Origin of the sequence: Kitasatospora sp. HPM-01-4 (assembly GCF_051374625.1) — a bacterium.
GTDB lineage: Bacteria > Actinomycetota > Actinomycetes > Streptomycetales > Streptomycetaceae > Kitasatospora.
The window spans coordinates 7283230-7303491 of record NZ_JBPQGP010000005.1; the positions used below are offsets into that span (position 1 = coordinate 7283230).

Sequence of the window (20262 nt, forward strand, 5' to 3'; positions counted from 1 at the left end):
TTCAGGTGATGCCCCGGACGAAGCCCTGGTCGAGGCCTCGCACGAAGCGCCGATGGCCGGCCGGGGCCCTGGGGCCCCGACCGGCTTCGGTTCAGTTCTGCTCGTCTTCCTCCACCCAACCCATGGTGCGCTCCACGGCCTTGAGCCACTTCTTGTACTCACGCTCGCGGGTGGCGTCGTCCATGCGCGGCGTCCACTCGGCGGCGCGGTGCCAGTTGGCCCGCAGGGTGTCCAGGTCCGGCCAGAAGCCGACCGCGAGGCCTGCCGCGTACGCTGCGCCGAGCGCGGTGGTCTCGGCCACGTACGGGCGCTCGACCGGGGCGTTCAGCACGTCCGCGATGTTCTGCATCAGCAGGTTGTTGGAGGTCATACCGCCGTCGACCTTGAGGGCGGTGAGCTCGACCCCGGAGTCCTTCTCCATGGCGTCGACCACCTCGCGGGTCTGCCAGGCGGTGGCCTCCAGGACGGCCCGGGCCAGGTGGCCCTTGGTGACGTACCGGGTCAGACCGGCGATCACACCGCGGGCGTCGGAGCGCCAGTACGGGGCGAACAGGCCGGAGAAGGCGGGGACGAAGTAGGCGCCGCCGTTGTCCTCGACGGTGCTGGCGAGGGTCTCGATCTCGGCGGCGGTCGAGATGATGCCGAGCTGGTCGCGCAGCCACTGCACCAGCGAGCCGGTGACGGCGATCGAGCCTTCCAGGGCGTAGACCGGCTTCTGGTCGCCGATCCGGTAGCCGACCGTGGTCAGCAGGCCGTGGTAGGAGTTGACGACCTTCTCGCCGGTGTTCAGCAGCAGGAAGGTGCCGGTGCCGTAGGTCGACTTGGCCTCGCCCTCGTCGAAGCAGGTTTGGCCGAAGAGCGCGGCCTGCTGGTCACCGAGCGCCGAGGCGACCGGGACGCCCTCCAGGTCGCCGACCGCGTGGCCGTAGACCTCGGCGGAGGAGCGGATCTCCGGCAGGACGGCCATCGGGACGTCCATCGACTCGGCGATCTTCTCGTCCCAGGCCAGGGTGTGCAGGTTCATCAGCATGGTGCGGCTGGCGTTGGTGACGTCCGTGACGTGCTTGCCGCCGTTCGTACCGCCGGTGAGGTTCCAGATGACCCAGGTGTCCATGGTGCCGAAGAGGATCTCGCCGCGCTCGGCGCGCTCGCGCAGGCCCTCGACGTTGTCCAGCAGCCAGCGGATCTTCGGGCCGGCGAAGTAGCTGGCCAGCGGCAGGCCGGTCTCGCGGCGGAACCGGTCCTGGCCGACGTTGCGGCCCAGCTCGCGGCAGAGCGCCTCGGTGCGGGTGTCCTGCCAGACCAGGGCGTTGTGCACCGGCTCACCGGTGTTCTTGTCCCACAGGACGGTGGTCTCGCGCTGGTTGGTGATACCGATCGCGCGGATGTCGTCCTTGGTGAGCCCGGCCTTGTCCAGCGCGCCGCGGACCACGGACTGCACGCGGGTCCAGATCTCGGCGGCGTCGTGCTCGACCCAGCCCGGCTGCGGGAAGATCTGGCGGTGCTCCTGCTGGTCGACGGCGACGATCCGGCCGTCCGCGCCGAAGATGATGCAGCGGCTGGAGGTGGTGCCCTGGTCGATCGCGGCGATGTAGTTGGCAGTCATGGGGGTCCTCGGCTGGGATGAGAGGTTCTGGGTCCAAGGGGTACCGCGCCTGGCGCGTCCTTGGAGGGTGGTGGCGGGGCGACGGGGGCCTGGTGCGTGTGACCCAGTCTCAGTCCCCGTCAGGGGGTGCGGGGCAAACCCGGCGCTGTCTCGAAGGGCTCCGTCAGAACGCGGCGTGGTAGAGCGCACCGGCGAGCAGACCGCCGATGACCGGGCCGACCACCGGGATCCAGGCGTACGACCAGTCGGAGCCGCCCTTGTTCGGGATCGGCAGCAGCGAGTGCACGATGCGCGGGCCGAGGTCGCGGACCGGGTTGATGGCGTAGCCGGTCGGGCCGCCGAGCGAGAGGCCGATGCCGACCACGGTGAAGGCGGTGATCAGCACGCCCATGCCGGAGAGGCCTATGCCCTTGGTCAGGCCCTGGGTGAGGATCGCCATGCAGAGCACCAGGGTGCCGATGATCTCGGTGAGCAGGTTCTGGACCGGGTTCCGGATCTCGGGGCCGGTCGAGAAGATGCCGAGCGTCGGCTCCTCGTTGGCCTGGAACTGGCCGAAGTAGGTGAGCCACACCAGTACGGCGCCGATCATCGCGCCGAGCAGCTGGGAACCGAGGTAGACCGGCACCTTGCTCCAGTCGCCGCTGTCGACGGCGAGGGCCAGGGTGACGGCCGGATTGAGGTGGGCGCCGGACTTCGGGGCGACCATGTACGCGGCGATCATGACCGCGAAGCCCCAGCCGAAGGTGATGGCAAGCCAGCCGGCGTTGACGGCCTTGGACTTCTTCAGCGTCACGGCGGCACAGACGCCGCCGCCGAGCAGTACCAGGGCGGCGGTGCCGAGGGTTTCGCCGACGAAGATGTCGCCGTTGGAGAAGGCGGACACTAAGACTCCTTTGTCCGTATGGCGTCCGTGTTGCCCGGAGCAGGTGGGGGAAGGGCATGTCGCGGCGGGGGAGTCCGCAACGGGGTGAGTGCGTCCCGTCCTTGGGCCGCACCCTGGCGATGGCGTTCCGGTTCTCGCGGACGCTGTTCGACAATGTCGACCGCCATGCGGAAGAGCTTCCCCCTCATATCGCCACTACGTCAAGGCGGGTGACCGACCTGTGACCCATCACTCCCAGTGGTCGGGTGATGCCTGGGAATCCGGCGCCCGGACGGTGTGAACGGCAACGGAAAAGCCGGAGCGCGGACAGGCTTCGGCCTGCCCGCGCTCCGGCACGCGGTGAAGGGGGCGAGGGGTCAGAAGCGACCGGCGCCCAGGTCCCGGGAGATCGCCCGCGCGGCGCTGCGCACCGAGGCGACCAGCGAGGGCTTCACGAAGCCGTCCTCGCAGACCCGCTCCACCGCGCCGCTGATGCACACCGCACCGACCGGATTGCGCCGCCGGTCCTGGATCAGCGCGCCGATGGAGGCCACGCCCTCCCAGGTCTCCTCGATGGCGTCCGCCCAGCCGCGCTCCCTGATCAGCGCGCACTCGGCGTCGATGTCGCCGAGGTCGGTCAGCGTCCGCGAGGTGTACGCCTCCAGCGGGCCCTCGCCCAGCTCCCCGCGCGCCACCGGGTCGTAGGCCGTCAGCACCTTGCCCAGCGCGGTGCCGTGCAGCGGCTGCATCGAGCCGACCTCCAGCACCTGCCGGGTGTCGTCGGGCCGGAAGACATGATGGACGATCAGCACCCCCTGCTGGTGCAGCACGCCGAGGTAGACCGTCTCGGCGGACGCCCTGGCCAGGTCGTCGGCCCAGACCAGGGCCCGGGCGCGCAGCTCGTGCACGTCCAGGTAGCTCTGGCCGAGCCGCAGGAGTTCCGCGCCCAGCTGGTACTTCCCGCTCTCCGGATCCTGCTCGACGAAGCCCTCCTGCTGCAGGGTGCGCAGGATGCCGTGCGCCGTCCCCTTGGCCAGATCGAGCGCCGCGGCCACCTCGGAAAGGCCGAGCCGACGCTCACCGCCGGCCAGCAGGCGCATGATCGCGGCGGCCCGGGAGAGCGACTGGATCGGGCCGGGCATGTTCACCTCCGCTGACTGGCGGTCGACATTGTCGACCGAGTGGTATCGCCATGAGTGTGCCAGGCCTATGGCCGGGCGCGCACGTTCCCCCGGAGTTGTGGCGGCTTCACCGGGTGTGCGCTCACGCCCGCAGGGCGCGTACGGCCTGCGCGAGCCCCGCGATCTCCGCTTCGCCCACCCGGCAGCAGCCGCCGACCAGCCGCGCGCCGTCGGCCAGCCAGGACGCCACCCGGTCCGACCTGAAGGTCGACTCGCCCTGCCAGCCCCGTTCGACCCAGCGCTCCCCGCTGTTCGGGTACACCACCACCGGCTTGCCGCTCACCTCGGCGGCGAGCCGTACGGCCCGGTCCGCGTCCTGCGGGCTGCAGCAGTTCACGCCCACCGCCAGCACCTCGGGGACCTCGGCCGCCAGCGCGAACGCCTCCGCCAGCGGCTGCCCGGCCCGGGTCCGCCCACCCTCGACACTGAACGACAGCCACGCCGGCACCCCGAGCCCGCCGAGCAGACCCAGCACCGCCTCGGCCTCGTCCGTGTCCGGCACCGTCTCGACCGCCAGCACGTCGGGACCGGCCGCCGCCAGCGCCTCAAGCCTCGGCCGGTGGAACGCCGCCAGTTCCGCCACGCTCAGTCCGTACCGGCCCCGGTACTCCGAACCGTCCGCCAGCACCGCACCGTACGGCCCCACCGAAGCCGCCACCCACAGCGGGCGCTCCACCTCCGCCTGCCGCGCCGCCTGGCGGGCCAGCTCGACACTGCGCGCCAGCAGCCGCCCGGCCTGTGCCCGCCCGACCCCGCGCCGGGCGAAACCCTCGAAGCTCGCCTGGTAGCTGGCCGTGATCGCAACACTCGCACCCGCCCGGAAGTACCCGAGGTGGGCACGGGTGATCGCCGCCGGATCGTCCGCCAGCAACCGCGCGGACCACAGTTCGTCCGACAGATCGTGTCCGGCGTCCGCCAACTGGTTCGACAACCCGCCGTCGAGCACCAGCGGACCGGCGGCGAGCGCCGCGGCGAAGTCGTCCGGCCGGGCGGGGGGAGTGACGGACACGGCGGCCTCCTGACAAGTGCCAACTGGTGCCTGCACTCTAGGACGCCCCAGGTCAGCGCCGCCCACCAGCCCCACCCGCCATGATCCCGCCTCCGTCCCCGCTGCCCACTTCCCCTACCGACGCTGCCCACTTCCCCTACCGACGCGCACCGACCCGACCCGCACCGACCCGGCGCGCGCCGCCGCACGCCGGAAAAAAATGGTTGGCCGGTTGTCAGGGGTGTGCGCTAAGTTCTGCTCAGCTGGAGAACGACCGGTTCCTCGGGGGGAGGCGCGGTATGTCCACAACAACGGGGACAGCGGAGCAACAGTGGCTGGCGGCCTACCGCCCAGCCGCCTATCCGCCGGTCGCCGTCACCGTCGACGTGGTCGCGCTGACCCTCTGCCAGGGCAGACTGCACGTCCTGCTCGTCCGGCGGGGCGAGCCGCCCTACCAGGGCTGCTGGGCACTGCCCGGCGGCTTCCTCCGCTCCGGAGCGGAGAGCCTGGAACAGGCCGCGGTCCGGGAGCTCGCCGAGGAGACGGGCCTGCGGCTCGGCTCCGACCCGGGAAGCAATCTGGGCCGGATCCACCTGGAACAGCTCGGTACATACGGAGACCCGGGCCGCGACCCACGGATGCACGTGGTCTCGGTCGCGTACCTGGCCTTCGCCCCAGATCTGCCGGCCCCCGAGGCCGGTACGGATGCGGCAGCCGCCGCCTGGCACCGGGTCGACTCGCTCGACCTCGCTGCCGCCCGGGCCTCCGGCCCGTCCGCCGAGGCCCACGGGGGTGGCGTCGGCGGACGGACCGGAGCCCGGTCCACCACCCAGCCCCCGGCGACCACCCTCCAGGCGGCCGACCCAGCCGCCGGCACCTCCACCACGGAGCGCACCGCCCTCGCCTTCGACCACGCCCGGATCCTCGCCGACGGCCTCGGCCGCGCCCGCGCCAAGCTGGAGTACAGCCCGCTCGCCACCGCCTTCCTCGGCCACGACTTCACCATCCCCGAGCTGCGCGCCGTCTACGAGGCGGTCTGGGACGAGAAGCTCCACCCGGGGAACTTCCACCGCAAGGTCCTCTCCGTCCCCGGCTTCGTCGAGGGCACCGGCACCACCGCCGACCGCGGGGGAGCCCGCGGCGGCCCCAAGGCCCGCTGCTACCGCTCCGGCGACGCCCAGTACCTCCACCCACCGCTGCTCCGCCCCACCCGCGAAGACGAACCCGCCGGACCCGGAGCCCCGGAGCCCTCCGCGCCACTACCATCCACCTCATGACCACTCACCAGGCCGACCACCCCGCCGAGCACCGGCCCTTCGGCCCGGGCACACACTGCCACTGGTGCGGTACGGCCTACCCGTCCGGCACCGTCGCCTGGCCCCGCACCTGCCCTGGCTGCGGTGAGATCAGCTACCGCAACCCGCTGCCCGTCGTGGTCACCCTGCTCCCCGTCACCACCCCCGGCGGCCAGGCCCTGACCGTCATCCGCCGCACCATCGAGCCCGGTTACGGCAGACTCGCCCTCCCCGGCGGCTATGTGGACTACGGCGAGAGCTGGCAGCAGGCCTGCGTACGCGAACTCCGGGAGGAGACCGGCATCGAGGCCGACGCCGAGCAGATCACCCTGGTCACCACCGACTCCGACCGGGCCGGCGGCTTCCTCTGCCTCTTCGGCCTGCTGCCCGCCCGCGACCTCGCCGACCTGCCGCCCTCGAAGCCGACCGACGAGACGGACGGCTGGCAGCTGATACCCGGCCCCGTCCAACTCGCCTTCCCCTTCCACACCCGGGTCTCCACCGCCTGGTTCCAGGGCGCCTACGCCCACCTCTGACCCGGACCGTCCGGACTCCCCGGACCACCGCTCCCAAGGAGACCCTGGCGCAGCCGACGATCACATGGCATGGTCTGCACCGTCAGTGCCAGCCGGACGGGATCCGCCATAAGCACCCCGTCCCCACCCCAGGCCGGGAGACCACCGTGAGCACCCCTACCCAGGACCAGCCGCTCTGGCGGCCCGCCCCCGCTCGCGCCGCCGCCACCCAGCTGGTGGCCTTCCAGACCTGGGCAGCCGAACACCACGGCGCCCCGGCCGCGCCCCTCGCCCCGACCAGCGACGACGACCAGGCCGCCACCCGCTACGCCGCCCTGCACACCTGGTCCACCGAGGACCTGGAGCGTTTCTGGACGGCCGTCACCGAGTGGTTCGACGTCCGCTTCTCCACCGCGCCCGAAGCCGTCCTCGCCGACCAGTCCATGCCCGGCGCCCGCTGGTTCCCCGGCGCCCGCCTCAACTACGCCGAGCACGCCCTCCGTTACGCCGACGACCCGGCCCATGCCGACCGCCCCGCGATACTCCACCTCGACGAGACCACCGAGCATCCCACCGAGCTCAGCTGGGCCGAACTGCGCCGCCAGGTCGCCTCCCTCGCCGAGGCCCTCCGCGCCCAGGGTGTACGCCCCGGCGACCGCATCGGCGCCTACCTGCCCAACATCCCGCAGGCCGTCGTCGCCCTGCTCGCCACCGCCGCCATCGGCGCCGTCTGGACCTCCTGCGCCCCCGACTTCGGTGCCCGCAGCGTCCTCGACCGGCTGCAGCAGATCGAGCCCGTCGTCCTGTTCGCCGTCGACGGCTACCACTACGGCGGCAAGGACCACGACCGCACCGAGGTCGTCGTCGAACTCCGCCGTGAACTCCCCACCCTGCGGGCCGTGGTGCACGTCCCGCTGCTCGGCGCCCCCGCCCCCGATGGCGCCCTGCACTGGGACGATCTGGTCGCCGCCACGGTGGCATCGGAGAGCGGGGCGTTCGCCTACGAGCAGGTCCCCTTCGACCACCCGCTCTGGGTGCTCTACTCCTCCGGCACCACCGGCCTTCCCAAGGCCATCGTGCAGAGCCAGGGCGGCATCCTGGTCGAGCACCTCAAGCAGGCCGGCCTGCACCTCGACCTCACCCCCGGGGACCGCTTCCTCTGGTACACCTCCACCGGCTGGATGATGTGGAACTTCCTCGTCGCCGGCCTCCTCGTCGGGTCCACGATCGTCACCTACGACGGCAGCCCCGGCCACCCCGACACCGGCGCCCTCTGGTCCGTCGCCGCCCGCACCCGCGCCACCGTCCTCGGCACCTCCGCCGCCTACGTGATCGCCAGCCGCAAGGCAGAGCTGCACCCCGGCCGCGACCTCGACCTCGGCGCGGTGCGCTGCATCGGCACCACCGGCTCCCCGCTCCCGCCCGACGGCTTCCAGTGGATCTACAACGAGGTGAAGCACGACGTCTGGCTCGCCTCCGTCAGCGGCGGCACCGACGTCTGCAGCTGCTTCGTCGGCGGCGTCCCCACCCTCCCGGTGTACCTCGGCGAGATCCAGGCCCCCTGCCTGGGCGCCGCCGTCGAGTCCTGGGACGTCCAGGGCCGCCCGCACACCGACCAGGTCGGCGAGCTGGTCGTCACCAAGCCGCTTCCCTCCATGCCCACCGGCTTCTGGAACGACCCCAACGGCCAGCGCTACCACGACAGTTACTTCGACATGTACCCCGGCGTCTGGCGCCACGGCGACTGGATCACGGTCACCTCCCGCGGCACCGTCGTCATCCACGGCCGCTCCGACTCCACCCTCAACCGCCAGGGCGTCCGGATGGGCTCCTCCGACATCTACGAGGTCGTCGAGCGGCTGCCCGAGATCGCCGAATCCCTGGTCATCGGCCTGGAGGAGCCGGAAGGCGGCTACTGGATGCCGCTCTTCGTCGTCCTCGCCCCCGGCGCGGAACTTGACGACGACCTCCGCGCCCGGATCCGCACCTCCCTGCGCGAACAGCTCTCCCCGCGCCACGTCCCCGACGAGGTCATCGCGGTCCAGGGCATCCCGCACACCCTCACCGGCAAGCGGATCGAGGTCCCCGTCAAGCGCCTGCTCTCCGGCACCCCGCTCGACCAGGCCGTCAACCCGGGCTCCGTCGACAACCTCGACCACCTGCGCTTCTTCGAAGCCCTCGGCCGCGAACGCCGCGCCTGACCACACCGCGGACACGGAAGGGGCGCCCGCCCGGGCGCCCCTTCCGCACACTCTCACCTCACTCGCCGGAGAGCACCTGCTGCGCCGCGGCCCGCGCCTCCTCGGCGGTGTCGGCGGCCCGAGCCGCCTCAGCCGCCCGCTGACACTGCGCCAGCGTGTACTTGGCCAGCGCGCTGCGCACATACGGGATCGAGGCCGCCCCCATCGAGAGGCTGGTCACCCCGAGACCGGCCAGCACACAGGCCAGCAGCGGGTCGGACGCGGCCTCACCGCAGACACCGCAGCTCTTGCCGGTGGCCCGGCCCGCGTCCGCCGCCGCGGCGACCAGGTCGAGCAGCGCCGGCTGCCACGGGTCCTGCAGCCGGGCCAGCGCACCCACTTGGCGATCAGCCGCAAAGGTGTACTGCGCAAGGTCGTTGGTCCCCAGCGACAGGAACTCGACCTCCTGCAGGATCGAGCGGGCCCTGAGCGCGGCCGACGGAATCTCCACCATCGCACCGAACTTGGCCGGCAGACCCGCCTCCCGGCAGGCCACGGCGAAGGCCCTGGCATCCACCCGGTCGGCCACCATCGGCGCCATCACCTCAAGGTGCACCGGCAGACCCTCGGCCGCCTTGGCCAGCGCACGCAGCTGGCCCCGCAGCACCTCGGGGTTGTCCAGCAGCGTGCGCAGACCGCGCACGCCCAGTGCCGGGTTCGGCTCGTCCGCCGGGGTCAGGAAGTCCAGCGGCTTGTCCGCGCCGGCATCCAGCACCCGCACCACGACCCGGCGCTCCGGGAACGCCTCCAGCACCTTGCGGTACGCCTCGACCTGCTTCTCCTCACTCGGCGCCTTCGCCGAGTCGTCGAGGAACAGGAACTCGGTACGGAACAGCCCGACACCCTCGGCGCCCGCCTCCAGCGCGGCCGGCAGGTCGCCCGGGCCGCCGACGTTGGCGAGCAGCGGGACCTTGTGCCCGTCCGAGGTCTGTCCAGGACCGGAGGCAGCCGACAGCGCGGCCTTCCGCTCGGCGGCGGCCTGCCGCAGCTCGGCCTGCTTCTCCTCGGACGGGTTCACGAGCACCTCACCGGTGCTGCCGTCCACCGCCACCAGCAGGCCCTCGACCAGCTCGGTCGCACCCGGCAGTGCGACGACCGCCGGAACCCCCATGGCCCGCGCCAGGATCGCGCTGTGGCTGGTCGGCCCGCCCTCCTCGGTCACGAAGCCGAGCACCAGCGTCGGGTCCAGCAGCGCGGTGTCGGCCGGAGCCAGGTCCCGGGCGAACAGCACGTACGGCTCGTCGCTGTCCGGCACACCCGGCATCGGCACACCCATCAGCCGGGCGACGATCCGGTTGCGGACATCGTCCAGATCGGCGACCCGCCCGGCCAGATAGTCACCGGCGGCGGCCAGCAGCGCCCGGTACGCGGCGAAGGCGTCGTAGATGCCACGCTCCGCACTGCTCCCGACGGCGATCCGGCGGCTGACATCGGCCATCAGCTCCGGATCCTGCGCCATCAGCGCCTGGGCCTCCAGCACCGCCTGGGCCTCGCCGCCGGCCAGGTTGCCACGGGCGATCAGATCCGCCGCCACGGCATCCACGGCCGCCTGCGCGCGGGCCTGCTCGCGCGGCGCGTCCTCGGTCGGAATCCGGGTCGCGGGCGGTTCGAGAGCCGCAGTACCCATGTGCCGGACCTCACCGATCGCGACACCATGACTGACACCTACGCCGCGCAGCGCCTGTTCCATCTTCTTGGGTTCCTTTCACCCGTACTCCGGCCGTTCACCACGCCTGGCGGCAGTCGTCGGGGCCGGACCGGGCTCGTCCGTCTCGGGATCACTACGGGTGGGCGGCCGCCTCGCGGCCTGATAGTGCGGTGCGCCGTCCCACGCGAGCACGCAGGACGGCGCACGGTGCGCATGTACCCGGGATCAGTTCCAGGTGAACAGCTCGCCGCCGGTGACGACCTCACCGCTCTCGACCACCCCGCCGAGCTGTTCGGCGGAGGCTTCCAGCGCGACGATCGGCGAGATCGGGGACTTGCCCGCCGCCTCGACGGCCGCCGGGTCCCACTTGATGACCGGCTGGCCACGCTTCACCTGGTCGCCCTTGCTGACCAGCAGCTCGAAACCCTCGCCGTTCAGCTGCACGGTGTCGATCCCGAGGTGGACCAGGACACCGTGGCCGTCCGCGTCCATCACCACGAACGCATGCGGGTGCATCGACACCACCAGGCCGTCCACCGGGGCCACGGCGGCGGTGGGCTCCCGAACCGGGTCGACAGCAGTGCCGGGACCCACCATGGCGCCGGCGAAGACGGGGTCGGGCACATTGGCGAGCCCGACAGCGCGACCGGCCAGCGGCGAGGTCACAGTGGTCATGGTGGAGCCTCCCAAGTACGGAGTACAACGTGCCGCCGCAGGCAGCGACGGAGACATCGACTGAAGCCTAAATCATGCCTAGTTGGGACATATCGCAAGAGCCCACGGGTGATCCAACGGCGTCCGCCCGGCATCCGCCGCGCGCCACACCGGGAGAGTCGGCCGCCGTGCCGGCGTCGACGGTCCCGCGAGCCCAAGTGGTCTAGTCCTCTTGGCTGACGCGCCGCACTCTACGGCATGCGGGTGACCCCCGACGATCGCGGCGACCGGGATCCTGCGCGGCATCCGGGCGGCCGATCGGGTGACAGCCGACGCGCCCCGATTAGGCGCTGACGCCGGAACGGGCTATGGTTGCTCAGGTCGCCGCACCTCAGCGGTGAACAGAGCAAGTCGATTCGGTAAATTGCTGGACAACAGCAGGAAAACGAATCTGGTAAGCTCGAAACACGAAAGAACGAAGCGCCCGGAGGGCCCGCTGGAAGGCGGCTCGAAGGAAGCGTCCGTTCCTTGAGAACTCAACAGCGTGCCAAAAGTCAACGCCAGATATGTTGACATCCCCGGCGAGACCATCCGGTCTTGTTGGAGATTCCTTTTGTAATACACAGCGAGGACGCAGTGCGCGGAATCACCTCATTCCGGTGGTTGCCGTGCCGCTCAACGCGAGTGTGAACCGGCTGCTTTTAATCGAGCAGGGCCGGGTAATCATTCACGGAGAGTTTGATCCTGGCTCAGGACGAACGCTGGCGGCGTGCTTAACACATGCAAGTCGAACGGTGAAGCCCTTCGGGGTGGATCAGTGGCGAACGGGTGAGTAACACGTGGGAAATCTGCCCTGCACTCTGGGACAAGCCTTGGAAACGAGGTCTAATACCGGATATGACCTTCCTCTGCATGGGGGTTGGTGGAAAGCTCCGGCGGTGCAGGATGATCCCGCGGCCTATCAGCTTGTTGGTGGGGTAATGGCCTACCAAGGCGACGACGGGTAGCCGGCCTGAGAGGGCGACCGGCCACACTGGGACTGAGACACGGCCCAGACTCCTACGGGAGGCAGCAGTGGGGAATATTGCACAATGGGCGAAAGCCTGATGCAGCGACGCCGCGTGAGGGATGACGGCCTTCGGGTTGTAAACCTCTTTCAGCAGGGAAGAAGCGAAAGTGACGGTACCTGCAGAAGAAGCACCGGCTAACTACGTGCCAGCAGCCGCGGTAATACGTAGGGTGCGAGCGTTGTCCGGAATTATTGGGCGTAAAGAGCTCGTAGGCGGCCTGTCGCGTCGGATGTGAAAGCCCGGGGCTTAACCCCGGGTCTGCATTCGATACGGGCAGGCTAGAGTGTGGTAGGGGAGATCGGAATTCCTGGTGTAGCGGTGAAATGCGCAGATATCAGGAGGAACACCGGTGGCGAAGGCGGATCTCTGGGCCATTACTGACGCTGAGGAGCGAAAGCGTGGGGAGCGAACAGGATTAGATACCCTGGTAGTCCACGCCGTAAACGTTGGGAACTAGGTGTTGGCGACATTCCACGTCGTCGGTGCCGCAGCTAACGCATTAAGTTCCCCGCCTGGGGAGTACGGCCGCAAGGCTAAAACTCAAAGGAATTGACGGGGGCCCGCACAAGCAGCGGAGCATGTGGCTTAATTCGACGCAACGCGAAGAACCTTACCAAGGCTTGACATACACCGGAAACTGGCAGAGATGTCAGCCCCCTTGTGGTCGGTGTACAGGTGGTGCATGGTTGTCGTCAGCTCGTGTCGTGAGATGTTGGGTTAAGTCCCGCAACGAGCGCAACCCTTGTTCTGTGTTGCCAGCATGCCTTTCGGGGTGATGGGGACTCACAGGAGACTGCCGGGGTCAACTCGGAGGAAGGTGGGGATGACGTCAAATCATCATGCCCCTTATGTCTTGGGCTGCACACGTGCTACAATGGTCGGTACAAAGGGCTGCGATGCCGTGAGGCGGAGCGAATCCCAAAAAGCCGGCCTCAGTTCGGATTGGGGTCTGCAACTCGACCCCATGAAGTTGGAGTTGCTAGTAATCGCAGATCAGCATGCTGCGGTGAATACGTTCCCGGGCCTTGTACACACCGCCCGTCACGTCACGAAAGTCGGTAACACCCGAAGCCGGTGGCCTAACCCGTAAGGGGAGGAGCCGTCGAAGGTGGGACCAGCGATTGGGACGAAGTCGTAACAAGGTAGCCGTACCGGAAGGTGCGGCTGGATCACCTCCTTTCTAAGGAGCACATAGCCAGATCTGAGCGAATGCCTCAGATTGGTTGCTCATGGGTGGAACGTTGACTATTCGGCACGGTTCGGAATCTTCCGCTAGTACTGCCTCTTGGGGCGTGGAACGTGGTGTGTGACTGGATTGTGTCGGGCACGTTGTTGGGTCCTGAGGGAACGGCTGTATGGCTGTTACCTCGAGGATGCCGGTCTCATGTGATGGAGCCCTGTGGGGTTTCGGAGTGTGGGTGACTGGTCGTTGTTTGAGAACTGCACAGTGGACGCGAGCATCTGTGGCCAAGTTTTTAAGGGCGCACGGTGGATGCCTTGGCACCAGGAACCGATGAAGGACGTGGGAGGCCGCGATAGTCCCCGGGGAGTCGTCAACCAGGCTTTGATCCGGGGGTTTCCGAATGGGGAAACCCGGCAGTCGTCATGGGCTGTCACCCGCTGCTGAACACATAGGCAGTGTGGAGGGAACGCGGGGAAGTGAAACATCTCAGTACCCGCAGGAAGAGAAAACAACCGTGATTCCGGGAGTAGTGGCGAGCGAAACCGGATGAGGCTAAACCTTGAGCGTGTGAGACCCGGCAGGGGTTGCGCTTGAGGGGTCGTGGGTTTTTTCTTGATCGGTCTGCCGGCCGGTCGGCGAGTCAGAAACCGTATGGGTAGTCGAAGGACATGCGAAAGGTCCGGCGTAGAGGGTAAGACCCCCGTAGACGAAATCTGTACGGCTCGCTTGAAGAATACCCAAGTAGCACGGGGCCCGAGAAATCCCGTGTGAATCTGGCGGGACCACCCGCTAAGCCTAAATATTCCCTGGTGACCGATAGCGGATAGTACCGTGAGGGAATGGTGAAAAGTACCGCGGGAGCGGAGTGAAATAGTACCTGAAACCGTGTGCCTACAAGCCGTGGGAGCGTCGTCACTTCGGTGGCCGTGACTGCGTGCCTTTTGAAGAATGAGCCTGCGAGTTTGCGGTGTGTAGCGAGGTTAACCCGTGTGGGGTAGCCGTAGCGAAAGCGAGTCCGAATAGGGCGTTTGAGTTGCATGCCCAAGACCCGAAGCGGAGTGATCTAGCCATGGGCAGGTTGAAGCGTGGGTAAGACCACGTGGAGGACCGAACCCACCAGGGTTGAAAACCTGGGGGATGACCTGTGGTTAGGGGTGAAAGGCCAATCAAACTCCGTGATAGCTGGTTCTCCCCGAAATGCATTTAGGTGCAGCGTCGCGTGTTTCTTGCCGGAGGTAGAGCACTGGATAGGCGATGGGCCTTACCGGGTTACTGACCTTAGCCAAACTCCGAATGCCGGTAAGTGAGAGCGCGGCAGTGAGACTGTGGGGGATAAGCTCCATGGTCGAGAGGGAAACAGCCCAGAACACCGACTAAGGTCCCTAAGCGTGTGCTAAGTGGGAAAGGATGTGGAGTCGCAGAGACAACCAGGAGGTTGGCTTAGAAGCAGCCACCCTTGAAAGAGTGCGTAATAGCTCACTGGTCAAGTGATTCCGCGCCGACAATGTAGCGGGGCTCAAGCACATCACCGAAGTCGTGTCATTGCAGCAATACTCCTAACGGGGGCTGTGATGGGTAGGGGAGCGTCGTGTGCCGGGTGAAGCGGCCGAGGAATCGAGTCGTGGACGGTATACGAGTGAGAATGCAGGCATGAGTAGCGATACAAGAGTGGGAAACTCTTGCGCCGATTGACCAAGGGTTCCTGGGTCAAGCTGATCTGCCCAGGGTAAGTCGGGACCTAAGGCGAGGCCGACAGGCGTAGTCGATGGACAACGGGTTGATATTCCCGTACCCGCTTTGAAGCGCCAACGCTGAACCCTCTGATGCTAAGCCCGTGAAGCCGTCCCGGAGTCTTCGGACAATGGGGAGTGGTGGAGCCGGTGACCCGAGGTGGTAGTAGGTGAGCGATGGGGTGACGCAGGAAGGTAGTCCAGCCCGGGCGGTGGTTGTCCCGGGGTAAGGGTGTAGGACGTAGGGTAGGCAAATCCGCCCTGCAATAGTCTGAGACCTGATGCCGAGCCGATTGTGGTGAAGTGGATGATCCTATGCTGTCGAGAAAAGCCTCTAGCGAGTTTCATGGCGGCCCGTACCCCAAACCGACTCAGGTGGTCAGGTAGAGAATACCGAGGCGTTCGGGTGAACTATGGTTAAGGAACTCGGCAAAATGCCCCCGTAACTTCGGGAGAAGGGGGGCCATTCCTGGTGATGAGTCTTGCACTCTGAGCTGGGGGTGGCCGCAGAGACCAGCGAGAAGCGACTGTTTACTAAAAACACAGGTCCGTGCGAAGCCGTAAGGCGATGTATACGGACTGACGCCTGCCCGGTGCTGGAACGTTAAGGGGACCGGTTAGTCCGATTTCGGTCGGGCGAAGCTGAGAACTTAAGCGCCAGTAAACGGCGGTGGTAACTATAACCATCCTAAGGTAGCGAAATTCCTTGTCGGGTAAGTTCCGACCTGCACGAATGGCGTAACGACTTCTCGACTGTCTCAACCATAGGCCCGGTGAAATTGCATTACGAGTAAAGATGCTCGTTTCGCGCAGCAGGACGGAAAGACCCCGGGACCTTTACTATAGCTTGATATTGGTGTTCGGTTCGGCTTGTGTAGGATAGGTGGGAGACTTTGAAGCTGTGACGCCAGTCATGGTGGAGTCGCCGTTGAAATACCACTCTGGTCGTGCTGGATGTCTAACCTGGGTCCGTGATCCGGATCAGGGACAGTGTCTGGTGGGTAGTTTAACTGGGGCGGTTGCCTCCTAAAGGGTAACGGAGGCGCCCAAAGGTTCCCTCAGCCTGGTTGGCAATCAGGTGTTGAGTGTAAGTGCACAAGGGAGCTTGACTGTGAGACTGACGGGTCGAGCAGGTACGAAAGTAGGGACTAGTGATCCGGCGGTGGCTTGTGGAAGCGCCGTCGCTCAACGGATAAAAGGTACCCCGGGGATAACAGGCTGATCTTCCCCAAGAGTCCATATCGACGGGATGGTTTGGCACCTCGATGTCGGCTCGTCGCATCCTGGGGCTGGAGTAGGTCCCAAGGGTTGGGCTGTTCGCCCATTAAAGCGGTACGCGAGCTGGGTTTAGAACGTCGTGAGACAGTTCGGTCCCTATCCGCTGTGCGCGTAGGAGTGTTGAGAAGGGCTGTCCCTAGTACGAGAGGACCGGGACGGACGAACCTCTGGTGTGCCAGTTGTTCTGCCAAGGGCATGGCTGGTTGGCTACGTTCGGGAGGGATAACCGCTGAAAGCATCTAAGCGGGAAGCCTGCTTCGAGATGAGCACTCCCACCTCCTTGAGAGGGTAAGGCTCCCAGTAGACGACTGGGTTGATAGGCCGGATATGGAAGCCTCGTGAGGGGTGGAGTTGACCGGTACTAATAGGCCGAGGGCTTGTCCTCAGTTGCTCGCGTCCACTGTGTTGTTCTGAAACAACGACCCCGACCCTGTGTGGGTTGGTGCGGTTGATAGTTTCATAGTGTTTCGGTGGTCATAGCGTGAGGGAAACGCCCGGTTACATTCCGAACCCGGAAGCTAAGCCTTACAGCGCCGATGGTACTGCAGGGGGGACCCTGTGGGAGAGTAGGACGCCGCCGAACAATTATTCTGAGAAGCCCTCTTCCGGTTCGGAAGGGGGCTTCTCTGTTGTAGGGTCAATGCCGCACAGTTGTCGTACCATCAGGAGGCCCCGAGTGGAGGTCCAGGAGACGCGCGTTCAGACCGACCGCGTCCTCACCATTCCCAACCTGCTCAGCATGGGGCGGTTGGTCGGGGTGCCGATCTTCCTGTGGCTGATCCTCTGGCCGGTCTTCGGGGGGCCGAGGAACGACGGTTGGGCGATCGTCGTGCTGATGCTGAGTGGGATCAGCGACTACCTTGACGGGAAGCTGGCGCGGCGGTGGGGGCAGATCAGCCGGCTCGGGCAGATTCTGGATCCGGCGGCCGACCGGCTTTATGTGATCTCGACGCTGGTCGGGCTGACCTGGCGGGGGATCCTGCCCTGGTGGGTCACGGCAATTCTGGCGGCGCGGGAGCTTTTCATCGCCTCGCTGCTGCCCATTCTCAGCCGGCACGGGTACGGTCCGCTCCAGACGAGTTTCCTCGGGAAGGCCGCGACCTTCAATCTGATGTACGCGTTCCCGCTCCTGCTGCTCGGCAGTGGCACGGGTTGGCTCGCCACTGCGGCCGGGATCGTGAGCTGGGCGTTCATTTGGTGGGGGACGACGCTCTACTGGTGGGCCGCGATCCTGTATGCGGTACAGGCCCGGCAGATCGTCAAGGCGGATGCTCTGGCGCGCTGAGAGCGTTCCGGTGACGCATACTGACGGTGCGGTGGGCTCAACGGCCGGGAGTATGCGAGTCGCGGCATACGTCTGGGACGCAGTGTGCAGGTGGGCCGTGTGATTGAGACCAGGCCCACGCCACCACGGTGAGTCGGACGTAATCGTCCGGGTAGAGATGCTCTGAAACGGTTTGATGGATCCCAGGGTCCACCACCGCGAAGGAGGACGCACCCGTAATGAAAGCCGTTGTGATGGCAGGGGGCGAAGGTACCCGCCTCCGGCCGATGACGTCGAGCATGCCAAAGCCGCTGCTGCCGGTCGCGAACAGGCCGATCATGGAGCACGTGCTGCGGCTGCTGAAGCGGCACGGCCTCACAGACACCGTTGTCACCGTGCAGTTCCTGGCCTCGTTGGTGAAGAACTATTTCGGCGACGGTGAAGAGCTGGGTATGCACCTCACATATGCCAATGAGGAGGTTCCGCTCGGTACCGCCGGAAGTGTGAAGAACGCGGAGGACGCGCTTCGGGACGACTCGTTTCTGGTGATCTCCGGGGACGCGCTCACCGACTTCGATCTCTCTGAGCTGATCGCTTTCCACCGCCGTAAGGGAGCACTGGTCACCGTCTGCCTGACCAGGGTGCCCAACCCGCTGGAGTTCGGGATCACCATCACGGACGACAGCGGACGGGTCGAGCGGTTCCTGGAGAAGCCGACCTGGGGGCAGGTGTTCTCCGACACGGTCAACACCGGTATCTACGTCATGGAGCCGGAGGTCTTCGACTACGTCGCGGCCGGCGAACCGGTGGACTGGTCCAGCGACGTCTTTCCACAGCTCCTCAAGGAGGGCAAGCCGGTCTACGGCTATGTCGCGGAGGGCTACTGGGAGGACGTGGGCACGCACGAGAGCTACGGCAAGGCGCAGGCGGACGTCCTCGAGGGCAAGGTGGACGTCGAGCTGGACGGCTTCGAGATCTCGCCCGGCGTGTGGGTGGCCGAGGGCGCGGAGGTGGACCCGGAGGCGGTGCTGCGCGGGCCGCTGTACATCGGTGACTACGCCAAGGTGGAGGCCGGGGTCGAGCTGCGCGAGCACACGGTGCTGGGCAGCAACGTGGTGGTGAAGCGCGGGGCGTTCCTGCACAAGGCGGTCATCCACGACAACGTCTACATCGGTCCGCAGAGCAATCTGCGGGGCTGTGTGGTGGGCAAGAACACCGACGTGATGCGGGCGGCCCGGATCGAGGACGGGGCGGTGATCGGGGACGAGTGCCTGATCGGCGAGGAGTCGATCATCTCGGGCAACGTCCGGGTGTACCCGTTCAAGACCGTGGAGGCGGGTGCCTTCGTCAACACCTCGGTGATCTGGGAGTCGCGCGGCCAGGAGCACCTGTTCGGGGTGCGCGGCGTCTCCGGCATCCTCAATGTCGAGATCACCCCGGAACTGGCGGTGAGGCTGGCCGGGGCGTACGCCACGACGCTCAAGAAGGGGGCCACCGTCACCATTGCGCGTGACCACTCGCGCGGTGCGCGTGCGCTCAAACGGGCGATGATCTCGGCGCTGCAGACCAGTGCTATCGATGTCCGGGACCTGGAGAACGTCCCGATGCCGGTGGCCCGCCAGCACACCGCACGGGGCAGCGCGGGCGGAATCTTCCTGCGGACCACCCCCGGGGTGCCGGACTCGCTGGACATCCTCTTCTTCGACGAGCGCGGGGCGGACCTCTCCCAGGCCGGGCAGCGCAAGCTGGACCGGGTGTACGCCCGGCAGGAGTACCGGCGGGCCTTCCCCGGCGAGATCGGGGATCTGACCTTCCCGTCCAGCGTGTTCGACTCCTACGCGGGCAATCTGCTCCGGGTGGTGGACACCACGGGGGTGCGGGAAGCCGGGATGAAGGTGGTGGTCGACGCCGCGCACGGCAGCGCCGGGCTCGTGCTGCCCAGCATCCTCGGGCGGCTCGGCGTCGAGGCGCTGACGGTCAGTACCGGCCTGGACGAGGGCCGGCCGACCGAGGACGCGGAGGAGCGGCGGGCGGGGCTGGCCAGGCTCGGTGAGCTGGTCTCCTCCTCGAAGGCGGCCTTCGGGGTGCGGTTCGACCCGGTCGGCGAGCGGGTGGCCTTCGTGGACGAACTCGGCCGGGTGATCGAGGACGACCGGGCGCTGCTGGTACTGCTGGACCTGGTCGCGGCCGAGCGGCGCAGCGGGCAGGTGGCGCTGCCGGTGACCACCACCCGGATCGCCGAGCAGGTGGCGGCCTACCACGGCACCCAGGTCTGCTGGACCACCACCTCGCCGGACGATCTGGCCAAGGCGGCGGCCGCCGAGGGCACGGTCTTCGGCGGGGACGGCCGGGGTGGCTTCGTGGTGCCGGAGTTCAGCGGAGTGCTGGACGGTGCGGCGGCCTTCGTACGGCTGGTGGGCCTGGTGGCCCGCACCCAGCTGACGCTCAGTCAGATTGACGCGCGGATCCCGCAGGCGCACATCCAGCGGCGGGACATCGCCACGCCGTGGGCGGCCAAGGGCATGGTGATGCGTTCGGTGGTGGAGGCGGCCGGCAACCGTCGGCTGGACACCACGGACGGGGTCCGGGTGGTGGAGGCCGACGGTCGCTGGACGCTGGTGCTGCCGGACCCGGCGGAGGCGGTGACCCATCTCTGGGCGGAGGGCCCGGACGATGCGGCCACCGAGCAGCTGCTGGAGGAGTGGGCCGCGGTGGTTGACGGGGCCGGACGCTAGCTCAGCGATCGGC

11 protein-coding genes and 3 rRNA genes are annotated in these 20262 nt (G+C 67.4%); 8 read left to right on the top strand and 6 right to left on the bottom strand.

The genetic code is table 11. From position 1 onward, the window contains the following. Window positions 1-91 precede the first annotated feature (91 nt). From glpK to mmuM, 4 genes are all read right to left on the bottom strand, one after another. Complete coding sequence (glpK, locus tag ACSMTC_RS31815; RefSeq protein WP_436563185.1) at window positions 92-1606, bottom strand: glycerol kinase GlpK; 1515 nt, start codon at window positions 1604-1606, stop codon at window positions 92-94. Between the two features lie 163 nt (window positions 1607-1769). Beyond that, window positions 1770-2489, bottom strand: coding sequence for an MIP/aquaporin family protein (locus ACSMTC_RS31820; RefSeq protein WP_436563186.1), 720 nt, complete (start codon window positions 2487-2489; stop codon window positions 1770-1772). 356 nt (window positions 2490-2845) lie between these two features. After that, a complete protein-coding gene (locus ACSMTC_RS31825) occupies window positions 2846-3610 on the bottom strand; it encodes an IclR family transcriptional regulator (RefSeq protein WP_436563187.1) in 765 nt (254 codons plus the stop codon). Between the two features lie 121 nt (window positions 3611-3731). Further along, entirely contained in the window at window positions 3732-4658 is a 927-nt protein-coding gene (mmuM, locus tag ACSMTC_RS31830) for a homocysteine S-methyltransferase (RefSeq protein ID WP_436563188.1), read from the bottom strand. Between the two features lie 278 nt (window positions 4659-4936). Between mmuM and ACSMTC_RS31835 the strand changes: the two genes are divergently transcribed. The 3 genes from ACSMTC_RS31835 (at window position 4937) to ACSMTC_RS31845 (ending at window position 8648) form a co-directional block, all read left to right on the top strand. Continuing rightward, window positions 4937-5914: an NUDIX hydrolase gene (locus ACSMTC_RS31835; RefSeq protein ID WP_436563189.1), complete on the top strand. Its 978-nt coding sequence runs from the start codon at window positions 4937-4939 to the stop codon at window positions 5912-5914. Then, window positions 5911-6468, top strand: a complete 558-nt coding sequence (locus tag ACSMTC_RS31840; RefSeq protein ID WP_436563190.1) for an NUDIX domain-containing protein — start codon at window positions 5911-5913, stop codon at window positions 6466-6468. Before ACSMTC_RS31835 ends, ACSMTC_RS31840 begins: the two co-directional genes overlap by 4 nt. Window positions 6469-6614: 146 nt before the next feature. Then, a complete protein-coding gene (locus ACSMTC_RS31845; protein WP_436563191.1) occupies window positions 6615-8648 on the top strand; it encodes an acetoacetate--CoA ligase in 2034 nt (677 codons plus the stop codon). Between the two features lie 58 nt (window positions 8649-8706). Here the strand turns inward: ACSMTC_RS31845 and ptsP are convergent, their stop codons facing one another. Both ptsP and ACSMTC_RS31855 read right to left on the bottom strand, forming a co-directional pair. Beyond that, window positions 8707-10377, bottom strand: coding sequence for a phosphoenolpyruvate--protein phosphotransferase (gene ptsP, locus ACSMTC_RS31850; protein WP_436563192.1), 1671 nt, complete (start codon window positions 10375-10377; stop codon window positions 8707-8709). 183 nt (window positions 10378-10560) lie between these two features. After that, window positions 10561-11010, bottom strand: coding sequence for a PTS sugar transporter subunit IIA (locus tag ACSMTC_RS31855; RefSeq protein ID WP_436563193.1), 450 nt, complete (start codon window positions 11008-11010; stop codon window positions 10561-10563). A 705-nt stretch (window positions 11011-11715) separates the two neighbouring features. On the opposite strand from ACSMTC_RS31855, the gene ACSMTC_RS31860 reads away from it, so the two are divergent. The 5 genes from ACSMTC_RS31860 to ACSMTC_RS31880 all read left to right on the top strand — a co-directional run bounded on the left by ACSMTC_RS31860 (window position 11716) and on the right by ACSMTC_RS31880 (window position 20249). Beyond that, window positions 11716-13239: ribosomal RNA gene (locus ACSMTC_RS31860) — 16S ribosomal RNA — on the top strand. A gap of 285 nt (window positions 13240-13524) precedes the next feature. Continuing rightward, window positions 13525-16635, top strand: a 23S ribosomal RNA gene (locus tag ACSMTC_RS31865). 81 nt (window positions 16636-16716) lie between these two features. After that, window positions 16717-16833 (top strand): 5S ribosomal RNA (gene rrf, locus ACSMTC_RS31870). Together the 16S, 23S and 5S rRNA genes form the textbook arrangement of a ribosomal RNA operon. A 93-nt stretch (window positions 16834-16926) precedes the next feature. Further along, window positions 16927-17535 (top strand): cardiolipin synthase ClsA, encoded by a 609-nt coding sequence (locus ACSMTC_RS31875; RefSeq protein ID WP_436563194.1) that lies wholly within the window; start codon window positions 16927-16929, stop codon window positions 17533-17535. Window positions 17536-17753: 218 nt separating this feature from the next. After that, window positions 17754-20249 carry a sugar phosphate nucleotidyltransferase gene (locus tag ACSMTC_RS31880; RefSeq protein WP_436563195.1) on the top strand — a complete coding sequence of 832 codons (2496 nt, stop codon included), beginning with the start codon at window positions 17754-17756 and terminating at the stop codon, window positions 20247-20249. The last annotated feature ends 13 nt before the right edge of the window (window positions 20250-20262 follow it).

Excerpts from the sequence above, each read along its gene's own strand:
- glpK (WP_436563185.1), bottom strand. The coding sequence starts at position 1,606 with ATGACTGCCAACTACATCGCCGCGATCGACCAGGGCACCACCTCCAGC.
- ACSMTC_RS31825 (WP_436563187.1), bottom strand. The coding sequence starts at position 3,610 with ATGCCCGGCCCGATCCAGTCGCTCTCCCGGGCCGCCGCGATCATGCGC.
- ACSMTC_RS31835 (WP_436563189.1), top strand. The coding sequence starts at position 4,937 with ATGTCCACAACAACGGGGACAGCGGAGCAACAGTGGCTGGCGGCCTAC.
- ACSMTC_RS31840 (WP_436563190.1), top strand. The coding sequence starts at position 5,911 with ATGACCACTCACCAGGCCGACCACCCCGCCGAGCACCGGCCCTTCGGC.
- ptsP (WP_436563192.1), bottom strand. The coding sequence starts at position 10,377 with ATGGAACAGGCGCTGCGCGGCGTAGGTGTCAGTCATGGTGTCGCGATC.
- ACSMTC_RS31855 (WP_436563193.1), bottom strand. The coding sequence starts at position 11,010 with ATGACCACTGTGACCTCGCCGCTGGCCGGTCGCGCTGTCGGGCTCGCC.
- ACSMTC_RS31880 (WP_436563195.1), top strand. The coding sequence starts at position 17,754 with ATGAAAGCCGTTGTGATGGCAGGGGGCGAAGGTACCCGCCTCCGGCCG.